The 12,463-nt window shown below is 61.0% G+C and carries 15 protein-coding genes; 1 reads left to right on the forward strand and 14 read right to left on the reverse strand.

Annotation, left to right across the window (positions count from 1 at the left end):
* Positions 1–39: 39 nt before the first annotated feature.
* The 11 genes from A462_RS17185 to A462_RS17135 all read right to left on the reverse strand — a co-directional run bounded on the left by A462_RS17185 (position 40) and on the right by A462_RS17135 (position 8,970).
* The gene (locus A462_RS17185; protein ID WP_008434957.1) at positions 40–1,029 is read right to left on the reverse strand and encodes a DNA polymerase III subunit delta'; all 990 of its coding nucleotides are present in this window, start codon (positions 1,027–1,029) and stop codon (positions 40–42) included.
* Positions 1,022–1,654, reverse strand: a complete 633-nt coding sequence (tmk, locus tag A462_RS17180; protein ID WP_008434959.1) for a dTMP kinase — start codon at positions 1,652–1,654, stop codon at positions 1,022–1,024. The genes A462_RS17185 and tmk overlap by 8 nt, the downstream gene beginning before the upstream one ends.
* Positions 1,655–1,673: 19 nt before the next feature.
* Positions 1,674–2,792, reverse strand: coding sequence for an endolytic transglycosylase MltG (mltG, locus tag A462_RS17175; RefSeq protein WP_032899341.1), 1,119 nt, complete (start codon positions 2,790–2,792; stop codon positions 1,674–1,676).
* A gap of 1 nt (position 2,793) precedes the next feature.
* The gene (gene pabC / locus A462_RS17170) at positions 2,794–3,609 is read right to left on the reverse strand and encodes an aminodeoxychorismate lyase (RefSeq protein WP_008434963.1); all 816 of its coding nucleotides are present in this window, start codon (positions 3,607–3,609) and stop codon (positions 2,794–2,796) included.
* On the reverse strand, positions 3,609–4,853 hold the full coding sequence (fabF, locus tag A462_RS17165) for a beta-ketoacyl-ACP synthase II (protein WP_004371291.1): 1,245 nt from the start codon (positions 4,851–4,853) through the stop codon (positions 3,609–3,611). The genes pabC and fabF overlap by 1 nt, the downstream gene beginning before the upstream one ends.
* A 110-nt stretch (positions 4,854–4,963) precedes the next feature.
* Positions 4,964–5,200 carry an acyl carrier protein gene (gene acpP / locus A462_RS17160; RefSeq protein WP_004371293.1) on the reverse strand — a complete coding sequence of 79 codons (237 nt, stop codon included), beginning with the start codon at positions 5,198–5,200 and terminating at the stop codon, positions 4,964–4,966.
* A gap of 192 nt (positions 5,201–5,392) precedes the next feature.
* Positions 5,393–6,136 carry a 3-oxoacyl-ACP reductase FabG gene (fabG, locus tag A462_RS17155; RefSeq protein WP_004371297.1) on the reverse strand — a complete coding sequence of 248 codons (744 nt, stop codon included), beginning with the start codon at positions 6,134–6,136 and terminating at the stop codon, positions 5,393–5,395.
* Positions 6,137–6,166: 30 nt separating this feature from the next.
* Positions 6,167–7,105 (reverse strand): ACP S-malonyltransferase, encoded by a 939-nt coding sequence (gene fabD, locus A462_RS17150; protein WP_023659248.1) that lies wholly within the window; start codon positions 7,103–7,105, stop codon positions 6,167–6,169.
* A 126-nt stretch (positions 7,106–7,231) separates the two neighbouring features.
* Positions 7,232–8,242 carry a phosphate acyltransferase PlsX gene (plsX, locus tag A462_RS17145; RefSeq protein ID WP_083853208.1) on the reverse strand — a complete coding sequence of 337 codons (1,011 nt, stop codon included), beginning with the start codon at positions 8,240–8,242 and terminating at the stop codon, positions 7,232–7,234.
* A 4-nt stretch (positions 8,243–8,246) separates the two neighbouring features.
* The gene (gene rpmF / locus A462_RS17140) at positions 8,247–8,429 is read right to left on the reverse strand and encodes a 50S ribosomal protein L32 (protein WP_004371305.1); all 183 of its coding nucleotides are present in this window, start codon (positions 8,427–8,429) and stop codon (positions 8,247–8,249) included.
* Positions 8,430–8,442: 13 nt separating this feature from the next.
* Positions 8,443–8,970 (reverse strand): YceD family protein, encoded by a 528-nt coding sequence (locus tag A462_RS17135; RefSeq protein WP_004371317.1) that lies wholly within the window; start codon positions 8,968–8,970, stop codon positions 8,443–8,445.
* Positions 8,971–9,075: 105 nt separating this feature from the next.
* On the opposite strand from A462_RS17135, the gene A462_RS17130 reads away from it, so the two are divergent.
* The gene (locus A462_RS17130; protein ID WP_008434969.1) at positions 9,076–9,654 is read left to right on the forward strand and encodes a Maf family protein; all 579 of its coding nucleotides are present in this window, start codon (positions 9,076–9,078) and stop codon (positions 9,652–9,654) included.
* 129 nt (positions 9,655–9,783) lie between these two features.
* On the opposite strand, the gene A462_RS17125 is transcribed toward A462_RS17130, so the two are convergent.
* The 3 genes from A462_RS17125 to rluC are packed head-to-tail and all read right to left on the reverse strand — an operon-like array spanning position 9,784 to position 12,406.
* Positions 9,784–10,776 carry a S49 family peptidase gene (locus tag A462_RS17125; RefSeq protein WP_008434971.1) on the reverse strand — a complete coding sequence of 331 codons (993 nt, stop codon included), beginning with the start codon at positions 10,774–10,776 and terminating at the stop codon, positions 9,784–9,786.
* A 21-nt stretch (positions 10,777–10,797) separates the two neighbouring features.
* Positions 10,798–11,460 carry an HAD-IA family hydrolase gene (locus A462_RS17120; protein WP_004371323.1) on the reverse strand — a complete coding sequence of 221 codons (663 nt, stop codon included), beginning with the start codon at positions 11,458–11,460 and terminating at the stop codon, positions 10,798–10,800.
* Entirely contained in the window at positions 11,447–12,406 is a 960-nt protein-coding gene (gene rluC / locus A462_RS17115; protein WP_004371325.1) for a 23S rRNA pseudouridine(955/2504/2580) synthase RluC, read from the reverse strand. The genes A462_RS17120 and rluC overlap by 14 nt, the downstream gene beginning before the upstream one ends.
* Positions 12,407–12,463: the final 57 nt, after the last annotated feature.

Consider the following 12,463-nt stretch of genomic DNA (forward strand, 5'->3'; position numbering starts at 1 on the left):
AAAGTGTCTGGCCAACGATACACCCGTCGGCCACTGAAATTAACGGCGGCCGAGCAAACCGACCCACTGCACCAGCAAGGCCTCAAGCAACAGCACGCGATTGAGGTTGGCCTTGCCGAGGACCTTCTGGCGTTGGGCGAGGATCCAGTCCTGGATGTTCAGCACCTTGTCCTGGGCGCTCTTCTGCGCCAGGTATTGCACGACTTTGCGCATGTCCGGCAGCCCAAGGCCGTTTTCGTCCTGGGTCAGCTGGTAGCGCAGGATCAGGCTCGACCAGTCGCAAAACCAGTCGAACAGCAGCAGCAAGGGAATGTCTTTCCAGGCGCTTTCGGCCAGTTGCGTGGCCGACACTTCCTGCTTGAGCAGTTTCTTCACCCCGTCCACCACCAGCGCACGCTGTTCACGCACGCCCTGGGCCTGGAGCTTGACCGCCGCCAGGGGCGAACCGGCCGCCAGGGTCAGCAACTCGACGCGCTCCGCCTCGCCGCAGTCCGGCAACGCCTGGGCCAGCCACTGCAGGCTCATGGCTTCGCTCGGCAACGGGCAGGCCTGCTGCACGCAGCGGCTGCGAATGGTCGGCAGCAGGCGGCTGGACTGGTGGCTGACCAGCAGCAGCACGGTATCGCCGGACGGTTCTTCCAGGCTCTTGAGCAAGGCATTGGCGGCGTTGATGTTCATCGACTCCACCGGTTCGATCAGCACCACCTTGCGCCCGCCCATCTGCGCGGTCTGCACCACGAAGCTGACCAGATCACGCACCTGGTCGACCTTGATCGCCTTGTCGGCCTCTTCCGGTTCCAGCAGATAGTTGTCCGGGTGGCTGCCGGCCTTGAGCAGCATGCAGGATTTACATTCGCCGCAGGCTTCCAGGCCGTTGGGCCGCTGGCACAACAAGCTGGCCATCAGCCGCTCGGCCAGGGCGCGCTTGCCGATGCCCACCGGGCCGTGGAGCAGGTAGGCGTGGGCGTGCTGGGGACGGCCCGCCAGTTGCTGCCAGAGGCTGTCCTGCCATGGATAGGCTTCAGCCACGGACACGCTCCACAAGCTTCGGCAACAGGGCGTCAATGCACTGCTGAACCTGAGTCAACGGTTGTGCGGCGTCCAACAGGTAGTAACGAGCGGGGTCGGCTTCGGCGCGCTTGAGAAACGCGCCGCGCACAGCTTCAAAAAAGACTCGGGTTTCCAGTTCGAAACGATCGAGGCGACCCCGGGCGGTGGCACGGGCCATGCCGACTTCCACCGGGAGATCGAACACCAGGGTCAGGTCGGGCCGCAAATCGCCCTGGACGAAGGTCTCCAAGGCCGCAATGCGCTCCAGGGACAAGCCACGGCCGCCGCCCTGATAGGCATAGGTGGAATCGGTAAACCGGTCACAAATCACCACGGCGCCCCGGGCCAGTGCCGGGCGAATGACTTCGGCCAGGTGCTGGGCGCGGGCGGCGAACACCAGCAACAGCTCGGTGTCGGGGTTCATCTGTTCGTCGCCCGGGGTCAGCAGCACTTCACGGATACGCTCGGCCAGTGGCGTGCCGCCAGGCTCACGGGTCAGCAGCACCTCGATACCTTCGGCGCGCAGGCGCTCGGCCAGGTATTCACGATTGGTGCTCTTGCCGGCGCCTTCCGGGCCTTCCAGGGTAATAAACAAGCCAGTCACAGGCAGTCCTTAGTCAGAGTCATTGCGGGCTTTGCGGCGCGGCGTCATCGGGTGCCGGAGCCGGCTCGGCGGGCGTATCCAGCGGCGCGTCCGCAGGCTTTGCCGCCGGCGCCGGGCTGGAACGGTAATCGGCGCGACGCTTCATCTGGAACTCACGCACTGCTGCGTTATGCGCATCCAGGTTATCCGAGAAAATATGGCTGCCATCGCCTCGGGCAACGAAATACAGGCTGCTGCCCGCCACCGGGTTCAGCGCAGCATGAATCGCCTCCCGCCCGACCATGGCGATCGGCGTCGGCGGCAGGCCGGCGATCACGTAGGTGTTGTAGGGCGTGGCTTCCTTGAGGTGTGCGCGGGTCAGCTTGCCGGTGTAGCGCTCACCGAGGCCGTAGATCACCGTCGGGTCGGTTTGCAGCAGCATGCCGATCTGCATGCGCCGCACGAATACCCCGGCGATCTGGCCGCGCTCTTCCGGCACGCCGGTTTCTTTCTCCACCAGCGAGGCCATGATCAGCGCTTGATAGGGGTCGGTGTACGGCGCATCGGCCGCGCGCTTGCTCCACTCTTGGGCGAGGACATCGTCCAGACGGTTGTAGGATTTTTTCAGCAGTTCGACGTCGCTCATGCCACGCACGAAGCGGTAGGTGTCCGGGAAGAAGCGCCCTTCAGGAAATACGCCCGGGTGGCCGAGTTTTTCCATCACCTCGCTGTCACTCAGGCCGGACAGGGTCTGCTCGATCTTTTCATGCTTGCCCAGGGCCGCGCGCACCTGGCGGAAGTTCCAGCCTTCCACCAGCGTAATGCTGTACTGCACCACTTCGCTACGCTGCCACAGGCCGATCAGGCCCTCGGCGGTGAGGCCCGGGGTCATGCGGTATTCGCCGCTGTGCAGCGGCTGGCCGTCGAGGTTGAAGCGCCAGTAGAGACGCAACCAGAACGCATCCTTGAGCACGCCGTCATTTTCCAGGCGATTGAAGGTGCCGGTGGGCGTCGCGCCAGCCGGTACGTCCAGCAATTGCTCCTGGGTCAGATTCAAGGGCTGCTCAAGGGCCGAGTTCAGCTTCCAGGCCGAAGCGCCCAGCAGCAAACCCGCCAGGACCAGACCGATCTCCAGCAACAATACAAATTTACGTCTCAAATCAAATATCCAATAGTGCGCGAACAATGCCCTGCAGTTTACGGGTGAGCGGCCCAACCGGCCAGCTCATCGCAGCACATCCGCGCACCGGCCAAATGCCATATACGCTGTTGCACACCAAGACTTCATCGGCCTGTTGCAGCTGCTCAAGGCTGATATCGGCCACGCTCGTCGGAATGCCCAACGCCTGCGCCTGGGCCAACACCTCGGCCCGCATGACGCCGGCGACGCCGCAGCGTTTCAGATCAGCGGTCAGCAACACGCCGTTACGCACCAGAAACAGGTTGCTGAAGACGCCTTCGATGACTCGACCGGACATATCCAGCATCAAACCTTCGGCGTGTTCGGCATCCTGCCATTCGGCGCGGGCGAACACCTGTTCCAGTCGATTGAGGTGCTTGAGGCCGGCGAGCAACGGTTGCTCGGACAAACGCGTGGTACACGCAAACAGGCGGATGCCTGACGCTGCATGTTCCGGGGGATAAGTGGCAGGTGGACTGCCTTGCAGAATGCGCCGCGCCGGAGCGCCAGCACTGATGCCATAACCGCGCTGGCTGTCGCCACGGGTCAGGATCAACTTGAGTACACCGTCACCGAGGGCAGCGGCGTAGGCCAGCAATTCGCTGCGGATCAGGGGTTGATCCGCAACAATCGCCAACCGCCTGCAACCTTCTTCAAGGCGCTGCAGGTGGCGGTCAAGCAGCACGGGCTGCCCGGCCTTGACGGCAATGGTCTCGAACAGCCCATCACCGTATGCCAGGCCACGGTCTTTCAGGGGCACTGCGCCCGCCGGCTGACCGTCGACCCAGCTCTCCATCACTCGGCGAACCGGCGGAACACCAGGGAACCGTTGGTACCACCAAAACCGAACGAGTTGGACAGCACCACGTCGATCGGCATCTTCTGCGGCTCGTGAGGCACGAAGTTCAGGTCGCAGCCCTCATCCGGTTCATCGAGGTTGATGGTCGGCGGAGCGACCTGATCCTTGATGGCCAGCACGCTGAAGATTGCCTCGACCGCTCCCGCCGCACCCAACAGGTGCCCGGTCATGGACTTGGTGGAACTGACCGCCAGCTTGTAGGCATGCTCGCCGAACACCGACTTGATGGCCTCGGCTTCCGCCAGGTCGCCGGTCGGGGTCGAAGTGCCATGGGCATTGATGTACTGCACCTGGTCAACGTTGACCTTGGCATCACGCAACGCATTGGTGATGCAGCGTGCAGCACCCGCGCCGTCCGACGGAGGCGAGGTCATGTGGTACGCATCACCGCTCATGCCGAAACCAATCAGCTCGGCGTAGATGGTGGCGCCACGGGCCTTCGCGTGCTCCAGCTCTTCGAGTACCAGCGCACCGGCACCGTCGGCCAGAACAAAACCGTCGCGGCCCTTGTCCCACGGACGGCTGGCACGGGTCGGCTCGTCATTGCGGGTCGACAACGCACGGGACGCGCCGAAGCCGCCCATGCCCAAACCGCAGGCGGCCATCTCGGCACCGCCGGCGATCATCACGTCGGCCTCGTCATAGGCGATATTGCGCGCCGCCATGCCGATGCAGTGAGTGCCCGTGGTGCACGCCGTGGAAATGGCGTAGTTGGGCCCCTGGGCACCCAAGTGGATGGACAGGAAACCGGAAATCATGTTGATGATCGAGCCAGGCACGAAGAACGGTGAAATTCTGCGAGGGCCGGACTCATGCAGTGTGCGGCTGGTTTCTTCGATATTGGTCAGACCGCCAATACCCGAACCCATGGCCACGCCGATGCGCTCACGGTTGGCGTCGGTGACTTCCAGGCCGGCATTACGCACCGCCTGAAAACCGGCTGCCAGGCCGTATTGAATGAACAGGTCGAGTTTGCGGGACTCTTTGACCGAGAGATATTCCTCGACATTGAAGTCCTTTACCGAGCCGCCAAAACGGGTGGAATAGGCAGAAAGGTCCGTGTGTTCGATCAGACCAATACCACTGCGGCCAGCCAGAATGCCCTGCCAACTGCTCGGCACATCCGTACCCAGTGGCGACAACATACCCATACCGGTGACTACGACGCGTCTACGCGACACAGCACTCTCCTTTTTCTAATGACGACACTTTGCATCAGGCTTAAAGGAAAAAACCGCACGCCATAGGGCAGTGCGGTTTTTCCATCACAGCAAGCGACGATTACAAACTATTACGCCTGGTGGCTAGTAACGTAGTCGATAGCAGCTTGAACGGTAGTGATTTTTTCAGCTTCTTCGTCCGGGATTTCGGTCTCGAATTCCTCTTCCAGAGCCATCACCAGCTCAACGGTGTCAAGGGAGTCGGCACCCAGGTCTTCAACGAAGGAAGCGCTGTTGGTCACTTCTTCTTCTTTAACGCCCAGTTGCTCGGCAACGATTTTCTTGACGCGCTCTTCGATGGTGCTCATACCTTGTTTTCACTCCTAATGGACAAATTCAGGCAGCTGGCCAGTGGGTAAGTGTATAGAAAGACTTTTCAGCTTTTCAACTGAAAGCTTCACCCTCGTACCCTATTGGCCATCTGCCTATAAATAGATTGCAGCTTTATAACGGATTTTAGACAGCTCGTATGACATTTTTTTGAAGCGATCCGTCACAATTTAACTCATGTACATCCCGCCGTTCACCGGGATTGTAGCCCCAGTCACGTATGCCGCACCGTCGGATGCCAGGAAAGCGACCACATTCGCGATCTCTTGAGCCTGGCCCAGACGGCCCAGCGGAATCTGCGTCAGCAACGCTTCACGCTGCGCTTCAGGCAATTCGCGGGTCATATCGGTGTCGATGAACCCTGGGGCCACCGAGTTGACCGTAATCGACCGCGAGCCTACTTCACGCGCCAATGCACGGCTGAAACCTTCCAGACCGGCCTTGGCGGCTGCGTAGTTTACTTGGCCTGCGTTGCCCATGGCACCCACAACAGAGCCAATATTGATAATTCGACCCCAACGAGCCTTGGTCATGCCGCGCAAAACACCCTTGGACAGGCGAAACAGACTGTTCAGGTTGGTATCAACGACGTCATGCCACTCGTCGTCTTTCATACGCATCATCAGGTTATCGCGGGTAATACCGGCATTGTTCACCAGAATAGCCGGTGCACCGAATTGCGCCGTGATTTCAGCCAATACGGCCGCCACGGACTCATCGCTGGTCACGTTAAGCTCAAGACCGGTGCCCTGGACGCCGTTTTCCTTCAGCGTCGCGGCAATACGTTCAGCGCCGGCGGCGGAGGTTGCGGTACCGATGACCACAGCGCCCAGACGGCCCAGCTCCAGGGCGATCGCCTGGCCAATGCCACGGCTTGCGCCGGTGACCAGTGCAACTTTACCTTGCAGACTCATGCAGGCTTCTCCTAGGTTCGGAAATTAACGTCAGGCCAGGGCTGCGCGAGCGGCAGCGAAGGCATCCGGGGTATTGAGGTTGGAAGTCGACACGCCCTCGGCGCAACGCTTGTTCAGGCCGGCGAGGACTTTGCCCGGGCCGCACTCTACCAATTGGGTGGCGCCGTTGGCGGCCAGGGTCTGCACCGACTCAACCCAGCGAACCGGCTTGTACAGCTGTTCCAGCAGATCGCGCTTGAGGGTTTCCAGGTCAGAGGCCACGGCGGCACTGACGTTCTGCACCAACGGAATCTGCGGCGCCTGCCAGTTGATCGCAGCGATCGACTCGGCGAAACGCTCGGCAGCCGGGCGCATCAGTTCGCAGTGGGACGGCACGCTGACCGGCAACGGCAACGCACGCTTGGCGCCACGAGCCTTGCAGCCTTCGATGGCGCGCTCTACCGCCGCCTTGGCGCCGGCGATCACCACCTGGCCAGGGGAGTTGAAGTTCACGGCGCTGACCACTTCGCCCTGGGCCGCTTCGGCGCAGGCGGCAATCACGTCAGCATCTTCCAGGCCGAGAATGGCAGCCATGCCGCCCTGCCCGGCAGGAACCGCTTCCTGCATCAACTGGCCACGACGCTCCACCAGCTTGACCGCTTCACCGAGGGTCAGGCTGCCGGCAGCCACCAGGGCGCTGTATTCGCCCAGGCTATGACCGGCAACGTAGGCCGGACGTGCACCACCTTCAGCCAACCACAGGCGCCACAGGGCGATGGAGGCGGTGAGGATGGCGGGTTGGGTCTTGTCGGTTTGATTGAGCAGCTCTTCCGGCCCTTGCTGGGTCAGTGCCCACAGGTCGTAACCCAAGGCATCGGAGGCTTCCTTGAAAGTGTCCAGGACCAACTGATGTTCCGCGCCCAGCTCGGCCAACATGCCGAGGGACTGCGAACCCTGCCCTGGAAAGACGAATGCGAGGGATGTAGACATGTAACAAGCCCCTAATGATCTGGTCGTCGGAAATTGGCGCCCCACACGTGGGAGCGCAAGAAACTGACAGATTGGATGGTCAATTGAACTGGCCGGTCACATTTAAGCATTTCCGGCCCGATTCGCCTAAGGCAACAGATCCTCAAGGCGGCCGTGCAAGCGTTGCGGCAGGTTTTCCTGGATCTCGATCAAGGCGCGCTGGATGGCACTTTGAAAACCCTGCACCCCCGCCGAACCATGACTTTTCACCACGATGCCCTGCAACCCGAGGAAACTCGCACCATTGTGCCGCGCCGGAGCCAGGTCAGCCTGCAAGCGCCGCATCAAGGGCAGCGCCAGTGCGCCCACCAGGCGTGACGCCAGGTTGCGCTTGAACAAGGCCTCGATGCGCGCAGCAATCATCGTCGCCAGGCCCTCGCTGGACTTGAGCAGGATATTGCCGACAAAACCGTCGCACACCACCACGTCGGCTTCGCCGCGGTACAGACCGTCACCCTCGACAAAGCCGATGTAGTTCAAGCCTCGCGCGCTTTGCAACAGCGTCGCCGCCAGCTTGACCTGCTGGTTGCCCTTGATGTCTTCGGTGCCGATATTCAGCAGCGCCACCCGAGGCCGGGCCACGCCCAGCGCTTCGGCCGCCACCGAGCCCATCAGGGCAAAGTGCAGCAGATGCTCGGCACTGCAATCGACGTTCGCCCCCAGGTCCAGCAACTGGCAATAGCCCTGCCGGGTCGGAATAGCCGCAACCATCGCCGGCCGGTCAATGCCCGGCAGGGTTTTCAGCACATGCCGGGACAACGCCATCAACGCCCCGGTATTGCCGGCACTGACACAGGCCTGGGCCTTGCCGTCGCGTACCAGCTCAAGCGCCACCCGCATCGAAGAATCAGGCTTGCCGCGCAAGGCCTGCGCAGGCTTTTCATCCATGGTGATGGTTTCGCTGGCCGGTGTAATAGTCAGGCGCGCGCGATCCACCGCCGGATGGCTGGCAATCAGTTCTTCAAGTAAGGAGGGTTGACCGACGAGGGTCAGGTGCAGCGAGGGCGTGGCAGACAGGCAAGCAATGCAGGCCTGAACAATGCTGCGGGGACCGAAGTCCCCGCCCATTGCGTCAATCGCGATGACTTGAGCAGACAAGTGATTACTCGTCAGCGCCCTTGTCGATCACTTTACGGCCACGGTATACGCCTTCTGGCGATACGTGGTGACGCAGGTGAACTTCACCGGTGGTTTTTTCTACAGACAGAGTGCTTGCCGTCAGGGCGTCGTGCGAACGACGCATGTCACGGGCAGAGCGGGATTTTTTGTTCTGCTGAACAGCCATAATTGATTAACTCCTAAACGTTTGGGTCACGCTTTAACTGCGCCAATACACTGAACGGGTTGGACCGCGTTACCTCGTCCTCGCTCGGTTCGGGCTCATCGAGACCCGCCGGCTGCTGGCATTCTTCCGGATGATGAGCAGGCACAATGGGCAAGGCGAGCAAAAGCTCCTCCTCGATCAGTGACTGCAGATCCAAAGGATCTTCGCCCAGTTCCAGCACGTCATAACCTTTCGGCAACGACTGGGTATTCGCACCCTCTTTCACCACAGCATAACTGCATTCGCTGTGGATCGGCAGGGTGACCAGCTCAAGACAACGCTGGCAAACCATTTTGACTTCGGTGTCGATAAAGCTGTGGATTACCACAGACTTACGTTCATCTCGTTCAAAAACGAATTTAGCCTGCACCGTACCGACAGTGTCGGAAAGCGGGTCGCAGAGTCTCTCCAAATCGGCCAGGAGCAGCTCACCTTGAAGGGTGGTGCCACGATCAGCCAATTTGCGCGGGTCAACGTGAGGTGGAATCGGGTCATTCAACATAGGCGCAGCATTATAGGGATGCACCCGGCCATGTCAAAGGAAATTCAGCCCTGTCCGTCACCGGGCCTCCCCGCTAGAATCCGCGACTGCCTTGAGGAGACGCCCATGCTGCCTTTATTACTCGCTTCCAGCTCGGTTTATCGCCGGGAATTGTTGAACCGCCTGCACCTGCCGTTCATCTGCAGCTCGCCGGATATCGACGAAAGCCACCGCCGGGACGAGTCCGCTGTGGAGCTGGTCAAGCGCCTGGCCGAGGAAAAGGCCCGCGCCCTGGCTGACAGCCATCCGGGCCACCTGATCATCGGCTCGGACCAGGTCGCCGCGCTCGACGGCCAGATCATCGGCAAGCCCCACACTTTCGAGAAGGCCCGTGAGCAACTGTTGGCAGCCAGTGGCAAGCGCGTCAGCTTCCTGACCGGCCTGGCTGTACTGAACAGCGCCACCGGCCATTGCCAGGTCGACTGCATCCCCTTCACCGTACACATGCGCACGCTGGACGCCGCACGCATCGAACGCTACCTGCGCATCGAGCAGCCCTACGACTGCGCTGGCAGCTTCAAGGCCGAAGGCCTGGGGGTGAGCCTGTTTCAAAGCACCGAAGGGCCAGACGCCACCAGCCTGGTCGGACTGCCGCTGATCCGACTGGTGGACATGCTACTGGCCGAAGGCGTACAGATTCCCTGAGAACATCACAAACAAATGTGGGAGCTGGCTTGCCTGCGATGCAGACACCTCGGTACATCAGCTGCACCGAGGTGATGCTATCGCAGGCAAGCCAGCTCCCACATTTTGAGCCATGTCGCGCTCAAGCTCTCAGCGCAGGGTCGGACCCTGGAAGCCCATGTATAGCGCCAGCTTCTCAGCCACGCTGGCACCCAGCTTCTTGGAGAACCGGTCAAACGGCGATTCCTGAACAGTGAAGTCCACCAGTTCTTTCTCGCCAATCACGTCCCGCGCCACCGAACTGGCACTGCCCAGGCCATCGATCAAGCCCAATGGCAGCGCTTGCTCGCCAGACCAGACCAGACCGGAGAACAGCTCCGGATGCTCCTTATCCTTGAGCCGGTCACCGCGCCCCTGCTTCACACTGGCAATGAACTGCCGATGAGTGGTATCCAGCACACCCTGCCAGAACTGGGTTTCATCCGCCTTTTGCGGCTGGAACGGGTCCAGGAACGACTTGTGCTCACCCGACGTGTAGGTACGACGCTCAACCCCGAGCTTCTCCATGGTGCCGACAAAGCCATAACCGGCCGCCGTCACACCAATCGAACCCACCAGACTGGCCTTGTCGGCATAGATCTGGTCGGCAGCACTGGCGATGTAGTAGGCACCCGAGGCACCCAGGTCGGAAATCACTGCATACAGCTTGATGTCCGGGTGCAAGGCGCGCAGGCGACGAATCTCGTCATACACATAACCCGACTGCACCGGACTGCCGCCCGGGCTGTTGATGCGCAGGATCACAGCCTTGACCTTGGAGTCCTCGAAGGCCGCCCGCAGGCTGCTGACGATGTTGTCTGCACTGGCAGACTCCTTGTCGGCAATCACTCCGCGCACTTCGATCAACGCCGTGTAATTACCGCTTCGGGTGGCGCTCTTCTCCATGTCCATCAGCGGACTGAACAGCACCAGCATGCCCAACAGATAAATAAAGGTCAGAAGCTTGAAAAAGATCCCCCAACGCCGGGAGCGACGCTGCTCCTGGACACTGGCCAGCAGCGTCTTCTCCAGCAACTTCCAGCTTCTGTCATCGCCATTGTTATCGGCATTGGCCTTCTCAGGCGCTTTCCACTCATCGGTCATGCCATCTACCCCAGCAAAGACTTAATGGGCCCGGCTGAGCCAGGCCTGCAATTCAGAAAAACGGTCAATTGTCAGGCGCGGCTCGTAGGCCTGCAACGCCTGGGCAGATTGGGCGCCGTAGCTGACCGCCACGGAGTCCATGCCAGCATTACGCGCCATCATCAGGTCGAACGACGCATCACCCACCATCAACGCCTGCCGAGGCGACACGCCACATTGAGCGAGGATCTGCTCGAGCATCAGAGGGTGGGGCTTGCTGGCGGTTTCATCCGCCGCACGGGTGGCGTCGAAATAATCTTCCCAGCCATGGGCCTTGAGCACCCGGTCCAGGCCGCGACGGGCCTTGCCGGTCGCGACCGCAAGGTGATAACCGTCGGCGCGAAATGCTTCCATGGCCTGCGCCACGCCTTCAAACAGCGGCGAAGGCTGGGCGTCGAGCGCCATGTAGTGATCGGCGTAGTGCTGACGAAACGCTATCAGCTCGTCATCACCAATCTCCGGGTACAGGGTGCGGATCGCTTCCGGCAGGCCCAGGCCAATAATGCCCTTGACCGCCAGGTCGTCGCACAATGCATAACCGGAACGGGTCGACGCAGCGTGCATCGACTCGACAATCCGACCAATGGAATTACACAGCGTGCCATCCCAGTCAAAGATCAACAGCTTGTAGTCAGGGTGCGACACTCAGGCGCTCCACGGTCTTGGCCCACATTTCATCGACAGGCGCTTGCAGCTTCAATTCGCCACCATCGGGCAGCGGCACGGTCAGCATGTAGGCGTGCAGGAACAGGCGTTTGCCACCCAGGTCGCGGATTTCCTTGGAGAAATCTTCATCGCCGTATTTGGTATCGCCGGCAATGCAGTGCCCCGCATGCAGGGTGTGCACACGAATCTGGTGGGTACGGCCAGTGACCGGCTTGGCCTCGACCATGGTGGCAAAGTCACCAAAGCGGCGCAGCACCTTGAACAGGGTCAGCGCCTCCTTGCCCTCCTCGTCCACCTCGACCATGCGCTCGCCGGAACGCAGGTTGCTCTTCTGCAACGGCGCGCGCACGCTCTTGATCGAGGTGGCCCAGTTGCCACGCACCAGCGCCATGTAGCGCTTGTCCACGCCATCACCGCGCAGGGCGGCATGCAGGTGGCGCAACATGCTGCGTTTCTTGGCGATCATCAACAGGCCGGAGGTGTCACGGTCCAGACGGTGGACCAGCTCCAGCTCCTTGGCATCCGGGCGCAACTGACGAAAGGCTTCGATCACCCCGTAGTTGAGGCCGCTGCCACCGTGAACCGCGATGCCACACGGTTTGTTGATCACGATCAGTGCCTTGTCTTCGAAGACAATCGACGCTTCAAGGCGCTGCAACAGGCCCTGGGCCAGTGGGACCGGTTCGTCACGCTCAGGCACCCGCACCGGCGGCACGCGGACGATGTCGCCCGCCTGCAGCTTGTACTCGGGCTTGATCCGGCCCTTGTTCACGCGCACTTCGCCTTTACGCAAAATGCGGTAAATCAAGGTCTTGGGCACGCCTTTGAGCCTGGCAAGAAGAAAGTTGTCGATGCGTTGGCCGGCATATTCCGGCGAGACCTCGAGCAGCTGGACGCTGGGGGTCTGGGGGGCGGTAGTCGTCATGGCGGCGATGATAACAATTTTTTATGGAATTGAAGCACTTAATCATTGCTGCTATAG

The organism is Pseudomonas sp. Ag1, from assembly GCF_000278565.1.
Classification (GTDB): domain Bacteria; phylum Pseudomonadota; class Gammaproteobacteria; order Pseudomonadales; family Pseudomonadaceae; genus Aquipseudomonas.

Coding starts and splice junctions, on each gene's coding strand:
- pabC (WP_008434963.1), bottom strand. CDS start 3,609: ATGGAGAGCTGGGTCGACGGTCAGCCGGCGGGCGCAGTGCCCCTGAAA.
- acpP (WP_004371293.1), bottom strand. CDS start 5,200: ATGAGCACCATCGAAGAGCGCGTCAAGAAAATCGTTGCCGAGCAACTG.
- fabG (WP_004371297.1), bottom strand. CDS start 6,136: ATGAGTCTGCAAGGTAAAGTTGCACTGGTCACCGGCGCAAGCCGTGGC.
- fabD (WP_023659248.1), bottom strand. CDS start 7,105: ATGTCTACATCCCTCGCATTCGTCTTTCCAGGGCAGGGTTCGCAGTCC.
- rpmF (WP_004371305.1), bottom strand. CDS start 8,429: ATGGCTGTTCAGCAGAACAAAAAATCCCGCTCTGCCCGTGACATGCGT.
- A462_RS17135 (WP_004371317.1), bottom strand. CDS start 8,970: ATGTTGAATGACCCGATTCCACCTCACGTTGACCCGCGCAAATTGGCT.
- A462_RS17130 (WP_008434969.1), top strand. CDS start 9,076: ATGCTGCCTTTATTACTCGCTTCCAGCTCGGTTTATCGCCGGGAATTG.
- A462_RS17125 (WP_008434971.1), bottom strand. CDS start 10,776: ATGACCGATGAGTGGAAAGCGCCTGAGAAGGCCAATGCCGATAACAAT.
- rluC (WP_004371325.1), bottom strand. CDS start 12,406: ATGACGACTACCGCCCCCCAGACCCCCAGCGTCCAGCTGCTCGAGGTC.